The sequence below is a fragment of the Serratia sp. CY44782 genome (assembly GCF_052168715.1).
Classification (GTDB): Bacteria; Pseudomonadota; Gammaproteobacteria; order Enterobacterales; family Enterobacteriaceae; genus Serratia; species Serratia nevei.
In genome coordinates this window covers 81,531-100,041 of the sequence record NZ_JBJNME010000009.1, presented here as the reverse complement: position 1 = coordinate 100,041, position 18,511 = coordinate 81,531, and the positions used below count along the sequence as shown (strand labels likewise).

16 protein-coding genes, 4 tRNA genes and 1 other RNA gene are annotated in these 18,511 nt (G+C 59.9%); 16 read left to right on the top strand and 5 right to left on the bottom strand.

The genetic code is table 11. The features are described 5' to 3' along the window. Window position 1 precedes the first annotated feature (1 nt). From wzxE to ACJ8HT_RS17975, 10 genes are all read left to right on the top strand, one after another. On the top strand, window positions 2–1,252 hold the full coding sequence (gene wzxE, locus ACJ8HT_RS18020) for a lipid III flippase WzxE (RefSeq protein WP_049273083.1): 1,251 nt from the start codon (window positions 2–4) through the stop codon (window positions 1,250–1,252). Beyond that, a complete protein-coding gene (locus tag ACJ8HT_RS18015; RefSeq protein ID WP_197653128.1) occupies window positions 1,249–2,334 on the top strand; it encodes a TDP-N-acetylfucosamine:lipid II N-acetylfucosaminyltransferase in 1,086 nt (361 codons plus the stop codon). The genes wzxE and ACJ8HT_RS18015 overlap by 4 nt, the downstream gene beginning before the upstream one ends. After that, window positions 2,331–3,698: an ECA oligosaccharide polymerase gene (gene wzyE / locus ACJ8HT_RS18010; protein WP_197653127.1), complete on the top strand. Its 1,368-nt coding sequence runs from the start codon at window positions 2,331–2,333 to the stop codon at window positions 3,696–3,698. The genes ACJ8HT_RS18015 and wzyE overlap by 4 nt, the downstream gene beginning before the upstream one ends. Window positions 3,699–3,712: 14 nt before the next feature. After that, on the top strand, window positions 3,713–4,453 hold the full coding sequence (gene wecG / locus ACJ8HT_RS18005; RefSeq protein WP_194572443.1) for a lipopolysaccharide N-acetylmannosaminouronosyltransferase: 741 nt from the start codon (window positions 3,713–3,715) through the stop codon (window positions 4,451–4,453). A gap of 365 nt (window positions 4,454–4,818) precedes the next feature. Beyond that, complete coding sequence (thrP, locus tag ACJ8HT_RS18000) at window positions 4,819–6,222, top strand: bifunctional threonine/serine APC transporter ThrP (protein WP_038874078.1); 1,404 nt, start codon at window positions 4,819–4,821, stop codon at window positions 6,220–6,222. Between the two features lie 135 nt (window positions 6,223–6,357). Continuing rightward, window positions 6,358–6,434, top strand: a tRNA-Arg gene (locus ACJ8HT_RS17995). A 63-nt stretch (window positions 6,435–6,497) separates the two neighbouring features. Further along, window positions 6,498–6,573, top strand: a tRNA-His gene (locus ACJ8HT_RS17990). A gap of 41 nt (window positions 6,574–6,614) precedes the next feature. After that, window positions 6,615–6,701: transfer RNA gene (locus tag ACJ8HT_RS17985), tRNA-Leu, on the top strand. 74 nt (window positions 6,702–6,775) lie between these two features. Further along, a tRNA-Pro gene (locus ACJ8HT_RS17980) sits at window positions 6,776–6,852 on the top strand. Window positions 6,853–6,886: 34 nt separating this feature from the next. Beyond that, a non-coding RNA gene (locus ACJ8HT_RS17975) (RtT sRNA) lies at window positions 6,887–7,016 on the top strand. Between the two features lie 703 nt (window positions 7,017–7,719). On the opposite strand, the gene hemY is transcribed toward ACJ8HT_RS17975, so the two are convergent. From hemY to hemC, 4 genes are read right to left on the bottom strand one after another with little or no spacing between them, the layout of a single operon-like run. Then, window positions 7,720–8,916: a protoheme IX biogenesis protein HemY gene (hemY, locus tag ACJ8HT_RS17970; RefSeq protein WP_019452550.1), complete on the bottom strand. Its 1,197-nt coding sequence runs from the start codon at window positions 8,914–8,916 to the stop codon at window positions 7,720–7,722. Window positions 8,917–8,919: 3 nt separating this feature from the next. Beyond that, window positions 8,920–10,044, bottom strand: a complete 1,125-nt coding sequence (gene hemX / locus ACJ8HT_RS17965) for a uroporphyrinogen-III C-methyltransferase (RefSeq protein WP_038874084.1) — start codon at window positions 10,042–10,044, stop codon at window positions 8,920–8,922. Between the two features lie 22 nt (window positions 10,045–10,066). Beyond that, on the bottom strand, window positions 10,067–10,807 hold the full coding sequence (hemD, locus tag ACJ8HT_RS17960) for a uroporphyrinogen-III synthase (protein WP_049200055.1): 741 nt from the start codon (window positions 10,805–10,807) through the stop codon (window positions 10,067–10,069). Next, a complete protein-coding gene (gene hemC / locus ACJ8HT_RS17955) occupies window positions 10,804–11,745 on the bottom strand; it encodes a hydroxymethylbilane synthase (RefSeq protein WP_197653126.1) in 942 nt (313 codons plus the stop codon). The genes hemD and hemC overlap by 4 nt, the downstream gene beginning before the upstream one ends. 316 nt (window positions 11,746–12,061) lie before the next feature. On the opposite strand from hemC, the gene ACJ8HT_RS17950 reads away from it, so the two are divergent. Further along, entirely contained in the window at window positions 12,062–14,614 is a 2,553-nt protein-coding gene (locus tag ACJ8HT_RS17950; RefSeq protein ID WP_197653125.1) for a class I adenylate cyclase, read from the top strand. Window positions 14,615–14,650: 36 nt separating this feature from the next. Here the strand turns inward: ACJ8HT_RS17950 and cyaY are convergent, their stop codons facing one another. Beyond that, the gene (cyaY, locus tag ACJ8HT_RS17945) at window positions 14,651–14,971 is read right to left on the bottom strand and encodes an iron donor protein CyaY (RefSeq protein WP_197653124.1); all 321 of its coding nucleotides are present in this window, start codon (window positions 14,969–14,971) and stop codon (window positions 14,651–14,653) included. 78 nt (window positions 14,972–15,049) lie between these two features. On the opposite strand from cyaY, the gene lptM reads away from it, so the two are divergent. The 5 genes from lptM to yigB all read left to right on the top strand — a co-directional run bounded on the left by lptM (window position 15,050) and on the right by yigB (window position 18,486). Then, window positions 15,050–15,256 (top strand): LPS translocon maturation chaperone LptM, encoded by a 207-nt coding sequence (gene lptM, locus ACJ8HT_RS17940; RefSeq protein ID WP_048232385.1) that lies wholly within the window; start codon window positions 15,050–15,052, stop codon window positions 15,254–15,256. 71 nt (window positions 15,257–15,327) lie between these two features. Continuing rightward, window positions 15,328–16,152: a diaminopimelate epimerase gene (gene dapF, locus ACJ8HT_RS17935; protein WP_049200051.1), complete on the top strand. Its 825-nt coding sequence runs from the start codon at window positions 15,328–15,330 to the stop codon at window positions 16,150–16,152. Further along, window positions 16,149–16,862 (top strand): DUF484 domain-containing protein, encoded by a 714-nt coding sequence (locus tag ACJ8HT_RS17930; RefSeq protein ID WP_038874100.1) that lies wholly within the window; start codon window positions 16,149–16,151, stop codon window positions 16,860–16,862. Before dapF ends, ACJ8HT_RS17930 begins: the two co-directional genes overlap by 4 nt. After that, a complete protein-coding gene (xerC, locus tag ACJ8HT_RS17925) occupies window positions 16,859–17,770 on the top strand; it encodes a tyrosine recombinase XerC (RefSeq protein ID WP_033654013.1) in 912 nt (303 codons plus the stop codon). The genes ACJ8HT_RS17930 and xerC overlap by 4 nt, the downstream gene beginning before the upstream one ends. Then, on the top strand, window positions 17,770–18,486 hold the full coding sequence (gene yigB / locus ACJ8HT_RS17920) for a 5-amino-6-(5-phospho-D-ribitylamino)uracil phosphatase YigB (RefSeq protein WP_197653123.1): 717 nt from the start codon (window positions 17,770–17,772) through the stop codon (window positions 18,484–18,486). Before xerC ends, yigB begins: the two co-directional genes overlap by 1 nt. The last annotated feature ends 25 nt before the right edge of the window (window positions 18,487–18,511 follow it).

Genomic DNA, 18,511 nt, shown 5'->3' with positions numbered 1-18,511 from the left:
TATGTCGTTGGCAAAAGCATCGATATGGACCGCCGGCTCCACGCTGATCAAAATCGGCGTGGGGCTGTTGGTGGTGAAACTGCTGGCGGTGGCGTTTGGCCCCAGCGGGGTGGGGCAGGCGGGTAACTTCCGCCAGTTAATTACCGTGCTGGGCGTGCTGTCTGGCGCGGGCATTTTTAACGGCATCACCAAATACGTGGCGGAGTACCACCAGGATCCGCAGCGTCTGCGTCTGGCGGTGGGCACCGCGTCGAGCATCGTGCTGGGTTTTTCGACCTTGCTGGCGCTGGTGTTTCTGTTCGCCGCCGAGCCTATCAGCATTGGGCTGTTTGGGCATGCCGATTACGTCGGCGTAGTGCGCGCCGTCGCCTTCATTCAGATGGGCATCGCCTACGCCAACCTGTTCATGGCGGTGCTGAAAGGCTATCGCGATGCGATGGGCAATGCGCTGGCGGTGATCGGCGGCAGCCTGATTGGCGTGGTGGCTTATTACCTGTGCTTCACGCTGGGTGGCTATGAAGGCGCGCTGGCGGGGCTGGCGCTGGTGCCGGCGTTGGTGGTGTTGCCTGCCGGGCTGATGCTGTGGCGGCGCAAAACGCTGCCGCTGCGCTATCTGGCGCCGCGTTGGGACAAACTCGTGGCCGGCAATCTCGGCAAATTCACCCTCATGGCGTTGATCACGTCGGTGACGCTGCCGGTGGCCTACGTGATGATGCGTAACCTGTTGGCCGCCCATTACGGCTGGGATGAGGTGGGGATTTGGCAGGGCGTCAGCAGCATTTCCGATGCCTATCTGCAGTTTATCACCGCTTCGTTTACCGTCTATTTGCTGCCGACTCTGTCGCGGCTGACGGACAAGGGCGCCATCTCACGGGAGATCGTGCGTTCGCTGAAATTCGTGCTGCCGGCGGTAGCGGCAGCGAGCTTTACGGTTTGGGTGCTGCGCGATTTCGCTATTTGGCTGCTGTTCTCGGACAAGTTTGTCGCCATGCGCGATCTGTTTGCCTGGCAGCTGGTGGGCGACGTGCTGAAAGTCGGGGCCTATGTGTTCGGCTATCTGGTGATCGCCAAAGCGTCGCTGCGCTTCTATATCCTGACGGAAGTCAGCCAGTTTCTGCTGCTGACGCTGTTCTCGCACTGGCTGATCCCGCTGCACGGCGCGTTGGGGGCGGCTCAGGCCTATATGGCAACCTACATCGTGTATTTCGCGCTCTGTAGCTGCGTGTTCCTTATTTATCGTAGACGAGTATGACCACACTGATTCACGTTCTGGGATCCGATATCCCGCATCATAACCAGACGGTGCTGCGCTTCTTCAACGACGTGCTGGCGCCGCGTTTGCCGGCTGAGCAGACGCGGCATTTTATGGTGGCGGCCAAGGATGTGGCGGCACTGGGTGATTTCCCCGCCCTGAACATTGAGCCCTACGCAGACAAGAAAAGCCTGGCGGCGGCAGTCATCGCCCGTGCCCAGGCCGATCGCGATGCGCGCTTCTTCCTGCACGGCCAGTTCAATCCGGGGCTGTGGTTGGCGCTGCTGAGCGGCAAGATCAAGGCGCGTCAGGTTAGTTGGCATATTTGGGGCGCCGATCTGTATGAAGACGCCACCAGCTGGAAATTCCGACTGTTCTATCTGCTGCGCCGCATTGCGCAGGGGCGAGTAGGGAACGTGTTTGCTACTCGCGGCGACGTGATTCACTACCAGCAGCGCCATGCGCGGGTGCCGGCCTCGCTGCTGTACTTCCCGACCCGCATGGATCCGGCGCTGACCGACGTTCACGCCGAGAAAAGCCTGGCTGGGCCGATGACGATTCTGGTGGGCAACTCCGGCGATCGCAGCAATCGGCATGTCGAAGCGCTGCAGGCGATTCATCAGCAGTTCGGCGCCGACGTGCGCGTGATCCTGCCGATGGGTTATCCGGCCAACAACGATGCCTACATTGAGCAGGTGCGCGCCGCTGGGTTGCCGCTGTTCGGCGAGAAAAACCTGCAGCTGCTCACGCAGCAGGTGGCGTTTGAGGACTACCTCAATATTCTGCGCGCCTGCGATCTCGGCTATTTCATTTTCAATCGCCAGCAGGGGATTGGCACCCTGTGCCTGCTGATTCAGTTCGGCGTGCCTTTCGTGCTCAGCCGGCAAAACCCGTTCTGGCAGGACTTGGCGGAACAGCACCTGCCGGTGCTGTTCTATGGCGATTCGCTGGACGAGGCGGTGGTGCGCGAAGCGCAGCGCCAGCTGGCGGCGGTGGATAAACAGGCGATCGCCTTCTTCAATCCGAACTATGTCGACGGCTGGCAGCAAGCCCTGGCGTTGGCGGCGGGAGAAGGCTCATGACGTTGGCGCAATTCGGCGGCCTGTTTGTCGTCTATCTGGTCAGCCTGACGTTTATCCTGACGCTGGCCTACCAGGAGTTTCGGCGCGTGCGCTTTAACTTCAACGTCTTCTTCTCGCTGCTGTATTTGCTGACGTTCTATTTCGGTTTCCCGCTGACCTGCTTGCTGGTGTTCCAGTTTGACGTCGAGGTGGTGCCGGTGGAATTTCTGCTGTACGCCCTGCTGTCGGCGACGGCGTTTTACGCCATCTATTACGTCACCTACAAGACCCGGCTGCGCAAGCAACGCACTCAGCCGCGTGCGGCGCTGTTTACCATGAATCGGGTGGAAACCCACATCACCTGGGTGCTGCTGGCATTGGTGGCGATCGGTACCGTTGGGATCTTCTTCATGCAGAACGGCTTCCTGCTGTTCAAGCTCAATTCCTACAGCCAGATTTTCTCCAGCGACGTGTCCGGCGTGGCGCTCAAGCGGTTCTTCTACTTCTTCATTCCGGCGATGCTGGTGGTCTACTTCCTGCGGCAGGATCTGCGCGCCTGGTTCTTGTTCCTGGTGGCGACGGTGGCGTTCGGTATTCTGACCTATGTGATCGTCGGTGGCACCCGCGCCAACATCATCATCGCCTTCGCGCTGTTCCTGTTTATTGGCATCGTGCGCGGCTGGATCACGCTGTGGATGCTGGCGGCGGCGGGCATATTCGGCGTGGTCGGCATGTTCTGGCTGGCGTTGAAGCGCTACAGCCTGGACGTCAGCGGCGCAGAAGCGTTCTATACCTTCCTCTACCTGACCCGCGATACCTTCTCGCCGTGGGAAAACCTGGCGCTGCTGCTGCAAAATTACGACAAGATCGATTTCCAGGGCCTGGCGCCGATCGTGCGTGATTTCTACGTCTTTATTCCAACCTGGCTATGGCCGGGCAGGCCGGACGTGGTGCTGAATTCGGCCAACTATTTCACCTGGGAAGTGCTGAACAATCACTCCGGGCTGGCGATTTCCCCGACGCTGATTGGTTCACTGGTGGTGATGGGCGGCGCGCTGTTTATCCCACTCGGCGCGATTCTGGTGGGCATGATCATCAAGTGGTTCGACTGGCTGTATGAGTTGGGCAAAACCGAACCGAACCGCTATAAGGCGGCCATTCTGCAGGGGTTCTGCTTCGGCGCGGTGTTCAACATCATCGTTTTGGCGCGCGAAGGGGTGGATTCATTCGTGTCGCGCGTGGTGTTCTTCTGCATTATTTTCGGCGCCTGTCTGGTGCTGGCGAAGTTGCTGTATTGGCTGTTCGATACCGCCGGGCTGATCAAGGCCAGAGTGACGCGCGCCCGCGCGCTGGCGTCTCCGCCTCGGGCGAACGGTCTTTTGTAAGGGTAATGAGAACGATGGAAGCAAAGATTTCGGTGCCGCAGTATGAGCTGCGCGGTTTCAGCCTGTGGGGCTTTCGCGATATGGCGCACTGCATGGACTTTTTGTTCGACGGCGGCCGGGTAAAACAGGGCACGCTGGTAGCCATGAACGCGGAAAAGATCCTGAAGGCGGAAGAGGACCCGGCGCTGCATGCGTTGCTGGATGAGGCGGAGTACAAGTACGCCGACGGCATCAGCATGGTGCGTTCGATTCGCCGCAAATACCCGGCGGCGGACGTTTCGCGCGTGGCGGGTGCCGATCTGTGGGAAGCCTTGATGCAGCGCGCCGGCCGTGAAGGCACGCCGGTCTTCCTGGTCGGCGGCAAGCCCGAGGTCTTGGCGGAAACCGAGCAAAAGCTGCGCAGCCAGTGGAATGTCAACCTGGTGGGCAGCCAGGACGGCTATTTCAAACCGGATCAGCGAGAGGTGCTGTTCGAGCGTATTCGCGCCAGCGGCGCCGCTATCGTGACGGTGGCGATGGGATCGCCGAAGCAGGAAATTCTGATGCGCGACTGTCGCAAGGTGCATCCGCAGGCGCTGTACATGGGCGTGGGCGGCACCTACGACGTCTTTACCGGCCATGTGAAGCGTGCGCCCAAGGTGTGGCAGAACCTCGGTCTGGAATGGCTCTACCGCCTGCTCAGCCAGCCCAGCCGCATCGGCCGACAGTTGAAGCTGCTGAAGTTTGTCGGCTACTACTACAGCGGCAAGATGTAATCCCTCATCCGGGGCGGAAAGTGCTGTTCCGCTCCGGTCTGCTGTACCAATAATCTGCTTTTGCACGTTTCTTCCGCATATCTATAACCCCCGGCCCTAAACGTCGCCGCATTTATTCCATAAAGTTTTAAATTGCGGTTTGCTTATAGCGGCGAAATGCGAAACGATACCGCCCGGAAATTATCCCTGGCCGCTGAAGCCTGATGCGACAGCGCTGAACGATGTCCCTCTCACGGTAACTTCGCTCCGACTACCCGTTGATGCCAACCCGATCGGCAGGGGATGATTTATTCTTTTAATAATGACAATAACGACCGGCAGCGGCCGGCAGGCAAACACAACCCGAGAAAAATTATTGAGGATTTATGGCACACAAAGAGAAACCGCAAGGGCTACACCGGGGCCTTGAGGCCCGGCATATCGAGCTTATCGCTCTGGGGGGCACCATCGGTGTCGGCCTGTTTATGGGATCGGCCAGTACGCTGAAGTGGGCGGGGCCGTCGGTGCTGCTGGCTTACATCATTGCCGGGCTGTTCGTGTTCTTCATTATGCGTTCGATGGGAGAAATGCTGTTCCTCGAGCCGGTCGCGGGCTCGTTTGCCGTTTACGCGCATAAGTACATGAATCCCTATTTTGGTTACCTGACCGCCTGGGGCTACTGGTTTATGTGGATTGCCGTCGGCATTTCCGAGATCACCGCCATCGGGGTGTATGTGCAGTTCTGGTTCCCGGAAATACCGCAGTGGGTGCCGGCGCTGATCGCCGTGGCGATGGTGGCACTGGCCAACCTGGCGGCGGTGCGCCTGTATGGGGAGCTGGAGTTCTGGTTCGCCATGATCAAGGTCACCACCATCATCGTGATGATTCTGGTGGGGCTGGGGGTGATCTTCTTCGGCTTCGGCAACGGCGGTGAACCTATCGGTTTCGCCAATCTGACGGCGCACGGCGGTTTCTTTGCCGGCGGCTGGAAAGGCTTCCTGTTTGCGCTGTGCATCGTGGTGGCCTCCTACCAGGGGGTTGAGCTGGTGGGCATCACCGCCGGGGAAGCCAAGAATCCGCAGGTGACGCTGAAACGCGCGATCAACAATATCCTGTGGCGCATCCTGATCTTCTATGTCGGCGCAATCTTCGTCATCGTCACCATCTTCCCGTGGAACGGCATCGGCACTACCGGCAGCCCGTTCGTGCTGACCTTCGCCAAGATCGGCATCGTTGCCGCCGCCGGCATCATCAACTTCGTGGTGTTGACCGCCGCGCTCTCCGGCTGCAACAGCGGTATGTACAGCGGCGGCCGCATGCTGTACGCCCTGGCCAAGAACCGCCAGCTGCCGGCGGCGCTGACCAAGCTTTCCGCCAGCGGCGTGCCGGTGAACTGCATCGCCGTCACCATCGGCTGCCTGTTGGTGGGTTCCGCGCTGAACTACATCATCCCAAATCCGGAGCAGGTGTTCGTCTATGTCTACAGCGCGAGCGTGCTGCCGGGCATGGTGCCGTGGTTCGTGGTGCTGATAAGCCAGCTCTATTTCCGCCGCGCCCATAAGGAAGCGATCAAAAATCACAGCTTTAAGTCGATCATGTTCCCGTATGTGAACTATCTGACCATCGCTTTTCTGATTTGCGTGCTGGTCGGCATGGGAATCAACCCGGATACGCGGATTTCCCTGCTGGTCGGGGCGATTTTCTTGGCCGGCGTCAGCCTGTGCTACTTCGCTTTCGGCATGCACAAGAAACATCATCCGGCTGAAAATCGGGTAGAAACGCGCCAATAAACGGTGAAAAGGGGCTACGGAGTGCGCTTTTGTGCGCGGGGGTGAGCAAAGCGTAATCAAACGCAACATTTCTGCGAAAAAGCACTAGACAGAATTGGCGTAAATCCGTAGTATCCCCTCCCGCAACGGCGCTACGCGCCCGTAGCTCAGCTGGATAGAGCGCTGCCCTCCGGAGGCAGAGGTCTCAGGTTCGAATCCTGTCGGGCGCGCCATTAAGTTTGTGCGCAGGAGCTGCGGTGGTAATATTACCGCGTGAGTAAGAAGAAGTAGTAATGGTGGCTATAGCTCAGTTGGTAGAGCCCTGGATTGTGATTCCAGTTGTCGTGGGTTCGAGTCCCATTAGCCACCCCACTTCCTAACGAAGTGAAGATTTAGCAGTATTTTGTGACAGTGCGAAGGTGGCGGAATTGGTAGACGCGCTAGCTTCAGGTGTTAGTGTTCTTACGGACGTGAGGGTTCAAGTCCCTCTCTTCGCACCACGCAAAATATCTGATAAATATAAGATTTATATGGACAACGGTCTGATAAATCAGGTAGTATGAGCAACATAAATCGGCGAGTAGCGCAGCTTGGTAGCGCAACTGGTTTGGGACCAGTGGGTCGGAGGTTCGAATCCTCTCTCGCCGACCACATTCGAAAAGCCTGCTTTTTAAAGCAGGTTTTTTTTCGTCTGTCGTTTATGAGGATGAGCACTTCCGCAGGGGGTTTGAGCCTCGCGAAGCGAGACAACGTTGCTTCAGCAACGGCCCGCAGGGCGCGCATCAAAGATGGGCGTAATCCTCTTTCGCCGACCACTCTCAAAGAAACCGACGCAAGTCGGTTTTTTTACGTCTGTCGTTTATGAAAGCAAGTTCTTCTCAGCATGACGAAGGGAACATCGACAAGCCCGTGCAGCACCGCACGGGCTTTTTGCCTTCCTGGGGGAGCATCTGGTGTCGGCCTGCAAACGTGTTGGTTTTCAGCGACAATACCATCCTGCTCTGTCGTCAGGTTGAGACAAATAATTAATTGATTTTAAAAGATAAAGCTAGCTTTGACTTAAGTCGTCGTTTCGAGGCGACAACCTGATAAAGGCCGCCGGCAAGGAACACCAGAGAGTGATTTGTGACGGGAAAGAAAGGGTTAAATAAAAAAACAATAATTTCAATATATTGAGCTATATTTTCCTATTTGAGAGCCTAAATTTAAAAGTTGGCACGCCAAATGCAATATCTATTGCGTAGATGCTCATTCCACCTCTTATGTTCGCCTTAGGCCTCATAAACCCTGGGAATGACGCAGAGCCGATTTAGGGTGCCTATCGCCCACGAGAACGATGACTAACCCGTCATCACGCTCAGGGCAGAACGTTGAGTGAGGCACCGCCCCTGTTGTCCTAGACCTGATTGCTTCTTTATACACTTGCCCTGCGGCAAGTGTTTTTTTTTGCGCTTCAGAAAGCCATTGGGCAAAAAAAGCGCGGCATCGGGGCCGCGCTTTTCTCTCTCAGGCAGGGCGTTATTCGCCGCCGTTCTGTTTCAGCGTCAACATCAGCCCCTCACGCCGCATCTGCGCCGCTTCATCCGAACGATGCAGTTTTTCCAGCGTATCGGCCAACCAGGCGTAGTCGTAGGCATCCGGGCGCTGTTTCAGCGCTTCACGGAAGGCGTCGGCCGCTTGCTGCCACTCGCCGTGCTTCATCAACAGCTGCCCCAGCGTGCTATTCAGCAGCGGCGTCGCGCCGTGTTGTTTCATCTGCTGACGCAGCGCTCTTTCCAACTGCTCGGGGTTGCCGGATTTCAGCCGCGGCAGCAACAGCACCAGGCGCTCGTCGTATTGGCGCTTCAGGCTGTCGAGCACAATCTCCTGCGCCAGTTCGTGGTCGTTGCATTCGATCAGGTGTTCCACCATCGCGATTTGCAGCGGCACTTCGTGACGCGTCTTGCGGCTCTGATCTTTCCACCAGCGCTTCAGGCCTTCGCTGCCTTCGTCCGCCATCGCCTGATTCATCAGCCCTATGTACGCCTGTTGCTGCAATGCCTGCAGCTGCTCTTCGCTGTGGAGTTCGATTTTACGCATCGACGGCAGCACTTCCAGCAGCGACGCATAAGCGCCAGTGCGCAGATAGGCTTGTTCCGCCAGACGCAGCACTTCCGGATGACGCGGCGCCTGGTTCAGCAGGCGATCGACGCCGTGGCGCGCGGCGTGGTTCTCGCCCTGCGCCAGCTGGATACGAACCCGGGTGATGTCCACCGGCAGCTGATCGGTGTCGGCCGCTTCGGCGGCGCGCTCCAGATACTGATTGGTACGGAAGTCGTCGCCGCGTTGCTGTGCGGCCTCGGCGGCCAGCAGGTAGTTCACGACCGGCTGTTCGGCGTGGTCGGCGTTGCGCGTCATCAGCTTCTCGACCTGCTTGTAGTCGCCTTCCGCCAGTTTGATCAGCGCGGCTTTGGTTTGCTGGCGCGCGCGGGTGCGCTTGCGGCCGATAAACCAACCGCGCGTGCGGGCGCCGGTACGGAAGATGCGGCGCAGGATCCACTCGATCGCCAGCAGCACCACGAACAGCAGCACCAGCATAATCACCAGGCCGGTGACGCTGGTTTCAATATTGTAATTGTCGGTCTGGATCAGCACATAGCCCTGATGCCCGGCCAGCATCGGCCCGAGCACCACGCTGGCGATCACCACCAGGAACAGAAATAGCACGCGTAACATGGCTTAACCCTCCTGGTGAGCGGCAGGGGACTGGGTCATCAGGTTGCGCACCCGGGTCTGCATCACTTTTTCCAGCAGCGGCTGGCTTTTCAGCTGATCCGGCACGTCCATCGAGATCGACTGTTGGCTCAGGCTGTCCAGCTCTTCCAGGAAGGCTTTGGTCGCCGGATCGGTGGTGTCGAAATAGGCGCGCACCCAAGTAGAGACGGTTTCCAACGATTGCTTGTAGGTCTCGTTCTGGTGGCGCGGGATGGCCTGCGCGGCCACCAGCAGGCGCGAACGGATGTTTTCGCGCAGGTAGATGTCCTGGTTCGGTGCCAGCAGCGGCTCGGCGCTGGTGTCGCGGCGACGGATGGTGATGAAGTCGGCCATGAAATTGCGCCAGCTCTTGGCCAGGTTCTGCCGCCACTCGCCGATCGAGCTGGAGAGTTCGCTGCTGTTTTGATCCATCGGCGCTTCGTCGGTGTCGTTATCCGCCAGACGCAGGTTATCCACCTGATTGGACAGCTGATTGACCTTGAGGATGATGCCGTCGTAATCGACCTGGGTCAGCGTAGAAAGCGTGCTGATGTCTTCGGTAATGGCGCGGCGCACGTCGAGCAGGCTCGGATCGTTCATGTCCGCCAGGCTGGCGTCGGCGCTTTTCAGCAGCGCGGCGGCGCTGGTCACGTCCTGATCGCTCCACAGCTTGCGGCCGGCCATTTTCACCAGGAAATCGGCCTGCGCCAGCAGCCAGGTTTTGGCGTCGCTGCCGGAGATGGTCGCCACTTTTTCCTGCAGTTCGCTCAGCTGGCGCGCAAGGTTCGCCTGCTCGCGATCGGCGGCGTCCAGGGTTTTGCCCTGCTGCTGCAACAGGCCCTCCAGCGCATTTCTTTCCTGCTGCTGGCTCTGCTTCACGCCTTCAAGCTGCTGCTGCAGCGCCTGATTGGCGGCGATCAGCTGTTGCGCTTGCTTGTGCGTGTGGTAATAGCCGCCCGCGCCGAGGGCGATGACCAGCACGATAGCGATCGCGCCGAGCACCGGGCCGGTGTTCTTTCCTTTGCGGCTGGCAGCGGCTGGCTGCTGGGAGCTCTCAACCGCGGTGGTTGGCTCTTCAACCGGGGCGGATGGGGTATTTTGTTCCGTCATAGTGGCACATCCCATAGTCAGATTATTGTAGCGCGCGGATCAGCGCGTCATTATCGGCGTTGTCAGCTACCCGAATCGTACGCCAGCCCAAGTCCCGGGCGAGGGTAGCCAGGCGTTCGCTCACTACTACCAGGCGGCAACGCAGCAGCCATGAAGAACGATAGTAATCAGGAACTAAAGTATAGAGCTGTTGTAACATTTCACCGCTGGTCACCACCAGCGTATCCACACCGGCGCGCTGCCAGTGGGCGCTTTGCTCGCTGCCGTCGTAGTGCACCGGGCTGCGTTGATAGCATTCATAATAGCTGACGTCAGCGCCGCGCTCGCTCAGCGTCGTGCCCAGCAGCTCGCGGCCGCCGTTGCCGCGCAAAATCAGCGCGCGTTTGCCCGCCAGCTTTTGCAGCGCCGGCAGCAGCAGCAGCGTTTCGCTGATCTCGCGTTCACGCGGGTATTCCACCGGCAAACTGCTGATGCGGTGCAGCGCCAGCCCGGTGGTGCGGCCGATGGCGTAATAAGTCAGGTGCGCGGGCCAGCTCAGCCCGGCGCGGCCGATGACCGAATCGGCATAGTTCACCGAATGCTGCGACAGCACGAACACCAGATCGCCGGCGCTAAGCTGCTGCAACGCTTGCGGCAGCTGCGGCAGATCGCCGCCGGGGGCGAAGTCGATCAGCGGTGCATGATAGGCAACCCGGCCGAGTGCGCGCAGCCGGCTCACTAACTGCTCGCCCGAAGGCGATGGGCGGGTTACCAGGATCGTCATGCCGGCGGATTTCCCTGGTAAACTTCGCGCAGGATCTCGCGCGCGCCGCGCGCCAGCAGCTCTTCCGCCAGCTCAACGCCCATCCGTTCGGCCTCGGCGGCCGGGCCGCGGCGTTCGCCGCGCACCATCTGGCTGCCGTCCGGCGCGCCGACCAGGGCACGAAGCCACAGGCTGTCGCCATCCAGTTCGGCATAGCTGCCGATCGGCACCTGGCAGCCGCCTTCCAGACGGGTGTTCATCGCCCGTTCGGCGCGTACGCGGGTTTCGGTGGCCGCATGGTTCAGCGGCATTAGCAGCGCGCGGGTGACGCTGTCGTCGAGGCGGCATTCAATGCCGACCGCGCCCTGGCCGACCGCCGGCAGGCACTCTTCGGCGCTCAGCGGGCTGCGGATGCGTTGCTCCAGCCCCAGGCGTTTCATGCCGGCCACCGCCAGAATAATCGCGTCGTAATCGCCGTTGTCCAGCTTGGCCAGGCGAGTGCCGACGTTGCCGCGCAGGTCGCGCACGATCAGATCCGGGCGGCGTTCACGCAGCTGGCACTGGCGGCGCAGGCTGGAAGTGCCGACCACGCTGCCCTGCGGCAGCTGATCGAGCGAGGCGAAACGGTTGGAAACAAAAGCGTCGCGCGGATCTTCGCGTTCGCAAATGGTGGTCAAACCCAGGCCGGCAGGGAAATCGACCGGCACGTCTTTCATCGAGTGCACGGCGATGTCGGCGCGGCCTTCCAGCAGCGCCAGCTCGAGTTCTTTAACAAACAGGCCTTTACCGCCGACTTTCGCCAGCGGCGTATCCAGAATAACGTCGCCGCGCGTGACCATCGGCACCAACTCGACCTGCAGGCCGGGATGGCAGGCCATCAGACGTTGCTGCACATAATGTGCTTGCCAAAGTGCAAGCGGGCTTTGTCGGGTGGCAATTCGAATAATTTTGTCTAACATGCTTGTTACCGTTTTTATATTTCGCCATCCATCCTACCACTGAGAGTCAATACTGTCAGTGCAAGAAGCCGGAGGCGAAAAAAGGACAACGGAATCAAAGGGACGTGTGATGTGCTTTGGGGCAGTTAACACTGCGGGTAAATCGTTTAGGGAAGCGCTACAATAATTGTGAAGCGTTACCTCCTTTACGGTCAATCAGCAAGGTGTTAAATTGATCACGTTTCCAGCAATAAGTCGCCAAATATTCTTCTTACACTAACGGCGCTTATGGAATACGGGTTTTTTTCTAAACACCGGGATAATCAGGCGAGACGTCTTGTACCTCTACATCGAGACATTGAAGCAGAGACTGGATGCGATCAATCAGCTACGCGTCGATCGCGCCCTAGCGGCTATGAAGCCCGCGTTTCAACGGGTATACAGTCTGCTGCCCACCTTACTGCACCACCACCACCCGCTGATGCCGGGTTACCTGAACGGTAACGTTCCCCACGGCATTTGCCTCTACACGCCTGATGAAACTCAACAAGATTACCTGAACGATTTAGAAGACAAATGGGGCAGCCCGTTTGACAAACCGGCCAGCGGCGAGCTGCCGATCACCGGCGTCTACTCGATGGGCAGCACCTCGTCTATCGGCCAAAGCTGCAGCTCGGATCTCGACATCTGGGTCTGCCACCAGTCCTGGCTGGACAACGAAGAACGCACCCGCCTGCAGCAAAAATGCAGCCTGCTTGAGAAGTGGGCCGCCTCGATGGGGGTGGAAGTCAGCTTCTTCCTGATCGACGAAAACCGCTTCCGCCATAATGAAAGCGGCAGCCTGGGCGGCGAAGACTGCGGCTCGACGCAGCATATCCTGTTGCTCGATGAATTCTACCGCACCGCGGTGCGCCTGGCCGGCAAACGCATCCTGTGGAACATGGTGCCGGGCGAAGAAGAAGCGCACTACGATGAATACGTGCTGTCGCTGTACGCGCAGGGCGCGCTGACGCCGAACGAGTGGCTGGATCTCGGCGGCCTGAGTTCGCTGTCGGCGGAAGAGTATTTCGGCGCCAGCCTGTGGCAGCTGTACAAGAGCATCGATTCGCCTTACAAGGCGGTGCTGAAGACCCTGCTGCTGGAAGCCTATTCCTGGGAATACCCCAATACCCAGCTGCTGGCGACGGACATCAAACACCGCCTGCATCAGGGGGAGATCGTCTGCTTCGGGCTCGATGCCTATTGCATGATGCTCGAGCGCGTGACCCGCTACCTGACCGGCATCAACGACACCACCCGCCTCGATCTGGCCCGCCGCTGTTTCTACCTGAAAGTGTGTGAAAAACTGTCGCTGGCCAAGGCCTGCGTCGGCTGGCGGCGCGAGATCCTCAGCCAGCTGGTCAGCGAGTGGGGCTGGAGCGAAGAGCGTCTGGCGATGCTGGACAACCGCGCCAACTGGAAAATCGAACGGGTGCGTGAAGCGCATAACGAGTTGCTCGACGCGATGATGCAGAGCTACCGCAACCTGATCCGTTTCGCCCGCCGCAACAACCTCAGCGTCAGCGCCAGCCCGCAGGATATCGGCGTGCTGACCCGCAAACTGTACGCGGCGTTCGAGGCGCTGCCCGGCAAGGTGACGCTGGTGAACCCGCAGATTTCGCCGGACCTGTCGGAAAACGATTTAACCTTTATTCACGTGCCGGTTGGCCGCGCCAACCGCACCGGCTGGTACCTGTATAATCAGGCGCCGGCCATGGATTCGATCGTCAGCCATCAGCCGCTGGAATATAACCGCTACCTGAACAAGCTGGTGGCCTGGGCCTATTTCAACGGCCTGCTGACCCCGCAGACCCGCCTGCACATCAAGAGCGGCAACCTGTGCGACACCGCCAAGCTGCAGGAACTGGTGGCCGACGTTTCTCATCACTTCCCGCTGCGCCTGCCGGCGCCGACGCCGAAAGCGCTGTACAGCCCGTGCGAAATTCGCCATCTGGCGATCATCGTCAATCTGGAAAACGATCCGACCGCCGCCTTCCGCAATCAGGTGGTGCACTTCGATTTCCGCAAGCTGGACGTGTTCAGCTTCGGCCAGCAGCAGCAGTGCCTGGTCGGCAGCATCGATCTGCTGTACCGCAACTCCTGGAACGAAGTGCGCACCCTGCATTTCAGCGGCGAACAGTCGGTGCTGGAAGCGCTGAAAACCATTCTCGGCAAAATGCACCAGGACGCCGCGCCACCGGAGTCGGTGGAAGTGTTCTGCTACAGCCAGCACCTGCGCGGCCTGATCCGCACCCGCATCCAGCAGTTGGTGTCGGAGTGCATTGAGCTGCGCCTGTCCAGCACCCGCCTGGAGCCCGGCCGCTTCAAGGCGGTACGCGTCGCCGGGCAGACCTGGGGGCTGTTCTTCGAGCGCCTGAGCGTGTCGGTGCAAAAGCTGGAGAACGCGGTGGAGTTTTACGGCGCCATCTCCAACAACAAGCTGCACGGCCTGTCTATCAAGGTGGAAACCGATCAGGTGCATCTGCCGCCGGTGGTAGATGGCTTCGCCAGCGAGGGGATCATCCAGTTCTTCTTCGAAGACACCTCGGACGACAAGGGCTTCAACATCTATATTCTGGACGAGTCGAATCGGGTGGAGGTGTATCACCACTGCGAGGGCAGTAAAGAGGAGCTGGTGCGCGACGTCAGCCGCTTCTACTCCTCATCGCACGATCGCTTTACCTACGGCTCCAGCTTCATCAACTTCAACCTGCCGCAGTTCTATCAGATCGTGCAGCTCGACGGGCGCACGCAGGTGATCCCGTTCCGCAGCAACGTGCTGTCCAGCCTGTGCGTGACGGTGGCCGATGGCGCCGTGCAGCCGCTCAAACAGCAGTTCCAGCTGCATTGACGCCGCAAGGGCTCGGTTGCCGAGCCCTGCATCGCCTCAGGAAAACTGCAGTTCCTCACCGGCCTGTGCGCTGGCCGCTTCGCTGAGCAACTGATAAAACGGCTGCCCGCTGCGATCGCATAGCCAGGCGCCGTCGCGGTAGTTGAAGTGGTAACCGCCGGCCTTGGTGGCGAGCCACACCTGGTGCAGCGGCTCCTGGCGGTTGATGACGATTTTGGTGCCGTTTTCGAAGCTCAGCGTCATCACGCCGCCATTGGTTTCATAATCGATGTCCGCATCGCCGTCAAAATCGTCCAGTGTCTCTTCAATATTCAGCATCAGCTGGTCGGCCAACTGATGAAACTCGCTGTCGTTCATATTCAATTCCTATTGCTTTTCATGATCCACCTGCGATTATAGAGACCTTGGACGCATGAATTACAGGCATTAATGCAAATGAAAAAACAACTACGCTATGCGCTGATGGCAGTTCTGCTTACCGGCCTCGCCGGCTGTGGTCTGAAGGGCCCGCTTTACTTCCCACCTGCCGATTCCGCCGGCCAAAAACCGGCCAAGCCGCCGGTGCAAACGGGCGATCAGGTGCAAAAGAACCAGCAGGAGCAGTCTGGCTCTCAGCAAAAACCGTCGATGGTCGACCAGTAACACCCTGTTTGCGGTGGCGAGCGCCGCCGCAAAATCAAGACGGATAGCGCGTCCAGATAGCGGAGTATGATATGCAGTTCTCCAAAATGCACGGTCTGGGCAACGACTTTATGGTGGTCGATGCCGTTACACAGAATGTCTATTTTTCACCTGAGCTGATCCGCCGGCTGGCCGATCGGCACCTGGGCGTCGGCTTTGACCAGATGCTGGTGGTAGAACCGCCTTACGATCCCGAGCTGGATTTTCACTATCGAATTTTCAACGCCGACGGCAGCGAAGTGGCGCAGTGCGGCAACGGCGCGCGCTGCTTCGCGCGCTTTGTGCGGCTGAAAGGGCTGACCAACAAGCGCGATATCCGCGTCAGCACCCAAACCGGGCGCATGGTGCTCAGCGTTACCGACGACGATCTGGTGTGCGTCAACATGGGTGAGCCGAACTTCGATCCGCAGGCGGTGCCGTTCCGCGCCGCCAAGGCCGAAAAGACCTACATCATGCGCGCGGCGGAACAGACCGTGCTGTGCGGCGTGGTGTCGATGGGCAACCCGCATTGTGTTTTGCAGGTGGATGATGTAAAAACCGCCAAGGTGGAGCTGCTCGGGCCGGTACTGGAAGGGCATGAGCGCTTCCCGGAACGGGCCAACATCGGCTTTATGCAGGTGGTCAGCCGCGATCACATCAAGCTGCGCGTTTACGAGCGCGGCGCCGGCGAAACGCAGGCCTGCGGCAGCGGCGCCTGTGCGGCGGTGGCGGTGGGGATCCAACAGGAATTGCTGTCAGAAGAGGTGCATGTAGAACTGCCGGGCGGCAGCCTGCATATTCGCTGGAAAGGGCCGGGCAACCCGCTGTTTATGACCGGCCCGGCAACCCATGTCTATGACGGATTTATTCATCTATGAAGAGCGTAGAAGAACAGAGCGTCGCCGGCCTGGCGCTGGATGACGACACCGTGATGCAGTATCTGCTGCAGAACCCGGATTTCTTTATTCGCAACGCACGCCAGGTTGAGCAGATGCGCGTGCCGCACCCGGTGCGCGGCACCGTTTCGCTGGTGGAATGGCATCTGGCCCGCCAGCGCAATCACATCGAACGGCTGGAAGAAGAGATCACGCTGTTGATGGAACAGGCCAGCGCCAACGAAGGGCTGTTCGCCCGGTTGCTGCACCTGCAGGCCGATTTGGCCACCGCAGACAGCCTGCAGGACATGCTCAACCGGCTGCAGCGCTGGGCGCGCGGCTTCGGTTTGGCCGGTGCCACGGTGCGCCTGTTCGCCGAACGCTGGAAGATCGGCGCGCCTTCCGACTTTACCCACCTGGCGCTGACGCGTTCGGCGTTCGAGCCGTTCCGCATTCAGCGGCTGGGCAGCGAACAACATTACCTCGGCGGCCTGAACGGCCCCGAACTGCTGCTGCTGTTACCGCAGGCCAAACAGATTGGCCAGATTGGCTCGGTGGCGCTGTCGATGTTGGGCGACGACGGCGAACTGGGCATGGTGATCTTCAGCAGCCGCGATACGCAACACTATCAGCAGGGCATGGGCACGGTGATGCTCAATCAACTGGCGCGCATGCTGCCGGAACTGCTGGAACGCTGGGTCGAACGCGCATGACGCCGATTGCGCCCAGCCTGCAGCAGCCGGTGGACGCTTTTCTGCGTTATCTCAAGGTAGAACGGCAACTCAGCCCGCTGACGCAGCTCAGCTATTCGCGCCAGCTGGCGGCGCTGATGCGCCTGGCGCAGGAGATTGGCGTCACCGACTGGACGGCGCTGGACGCCGCCCGGGTGCGCATGCTGGCGGCGCGCAGCAAACGCGCCGGCCTGCAGTCCGCCAGCCTGGCGCTGCGGCTCTCTTCGTTGCGCAGTTTCCTCGACTGGCTGGTCAGCCAGGGCGTATTGCACGCCAACCCCGCCAAAGGCATCCGCACGCCGCGCAGCGGCCGCCATCTGCCGAAAAACATCGACGTCGATGAAATGAACCAGCTGCTGGAGATCGATCTCAACGATCCGCTGGCGGTGCGCGATCGCGCCATGCTGGAGGTGATGTACGGCGCCGGCCTGCGCCTCTCAGAGCTGGTGGGGCTGGATTGCCGCCATGTCGACATGGCCGCCGGCGAGGTATGGGTGATGGGGAAAGGCAGCAAAGAGCGCAAATTGCCGATCGGGCGCACCGCCGTCACCTGGCTGGAACACTGGCTGGCGATGCGCGATCTGTTCGGGCCGGAAGACGACGCAATGTTCCTGTCCAATCAGGGGCGACGCATCTCGACGCGCAACGTGCAAAAGCGCTTCGCCGAATGGGGCGTGAAACAGGGCGTCAACAGCCATATCCACCCGCACAAGCTGCGCCACTCCTTCGCTACCCACATGCTGGAGTCCAGCGGCGATCTGCGCGCGGTGCAGGAGCTGCTCGGCCACGCCAACCTGACCACCACGCAAATTTATACCCACCTCGACTTTCAACATCTGGCGAACGTGTACGATGCCGCGCATCCGCGCGCCAAACGGGGGAAATCCTGATGCATTTTTATCGCCCGCTGCGCCCGCTGGCGGCGCTGACTTTCGATCTGGACGACACGCTGTATGACAATCGCCCGGTGATTAGGCAGACCGAACAACAGTCGGTGGCCTTCCTGCAGAGCTACCATCCCGGTCTGAGCAGCTTCCAGTCGGCGGATTTCCACCGCCTGCGCCAGGAGCTGCGCGAACAGGATCCGGAGATCTACCACGACGTCACCCAGTGGCGCTGGCGCGCTATTCATCTGGCGCTGAGCCGGCAGGGGCTGCGCGATGCCGACGCGGCGATCGGGGCCGATGCGGCGATGCAAAACTTCGCGCTGTGGCGCAGCCGCATCGAGGTATCGGAAGCGACCCACGCCACGCTGAAGGCGCTGGCCGCGCGCTACCCGCTGGTGGCGATCACCAACGGCAACGCCGATCCGGCACAGTGTGGCCTGGACGGCTACTTCCAGTTCGTGTTGCGCTCCGGGCCGGACGGGCGCGCCAAACCGTACCGGGACATGTACCACCTGGCCGTCGAGCGGCTGGGCGTGGCGCCCGAGCAAATCCTGCACGTGGGTGACGATCTGACTACCGACGTCGCCGGCGCGCTGCGCGCGGGACTGCAGGCCTGTTGGATCAACGATCGGCAACGGGATCTGATGCGGGCCGCCGACAGCCGCCTGCTGCCGCATATTGAGATTTCGCAGTTGGCATCGCTGACAGCATTGTTATAATCCCTGCCAGAACTCTGTATAAATT

Coding starts and splice junctions, on each gene's coding strand:
- wzxE (WP_049273083.1), top strand. CDS start 2: ATGTCGTTGGCAAAAGCATCGATATGGACCGCCGGCTCCACGCTGATC.
- ACJ8HT_RS18015 (WP_197653128.1), top strand. CDS start 1,249: ATGACCACACTGATTCACGTTCTGGGATCCGATATCCCGCATCATAAC.
- wzyE (WP_197653127.1), top strand. CDS start 2,331: ATGACGTTGGCGCAATTCGGCGGCCTGTTTGTCGTCTATCTGGTCAGC.
- wecG (WP_194572443.1), top strand. CDS start 3,713: ATGGAAGCAAAGATTTCGGTGCCGCAGTATGAGCTGCGCGGTTTCAGC.
- thrP (WP_038874078.1), top strand. CDS start 4,819: ATGGCACACAAAGAGAAACCGCAAGGGCTACACCGGGGCCTTGAGGCC.
- hemY (WP_019452550.1), bottom strand. CDS start 8,916: ATGTTACGCGTGCTATTTCTGTTCCTGGTGGTGATCGCCAGCGTGGTG.
- hemX (WP_038874084.1), bottom strand. CDS start 10,044: ATGACGGAACAAAATACCCCATCCGCCCCGGTTGAAGAGCCAACCACC.
- hemD (WP_049200055.1), bottom strand. CDS start 10,807: ATGACGATCCTGGTAACCCGCCCATCGCCTTCGGGCGAGCAGTTAGTG.
- hemC (WP_197653126.1), bottom strand. CDS start 11,745: ATGTTAGACAAAATTATTCGAATTGCCACCCGACAAAGCCCGCTTGCA.
- cyaY (WP_197653124.1), bottom strand. CDS start 14,971: ATGAACGACAGCGAGTTTCATCAGTTGGCCGACCAGCTGATGCTGAAT.
- lptM (WP_048232385.1), top strand. CDS start 15,050: ATGAAAAAACAACTACGCTATGCGCTGATGGCAGTTCTGCTTACCGGC.
- dapF (WP_049200051.1), top strand. CDS start 15,328: ATGCAGTTCTCCAAAATGCACGGTCTGGGCAACGACTTTATGGTGGTC.
- ACJ8HT_RS17930 (WP_038874100.1), top strand. CDS start 16,149: ATGAAGAGCGTAGAAGAACAGAGCGTCGCCGGCCTGGCGCTGGATGAC.
- xerC (WP_033654013.1), top strand. CDS start 16,859: ATGACGCCGATTGCGCCCAGCCTGCAGCAGCCGGTGGACGCTTTTCTG.
- yigB (WP_197653123.1), top strand. CDS start 17,770: ATGCATTTTTATCGCCCGCTGCGCCCGCTGGCGGCGCTGACTTTCGAT.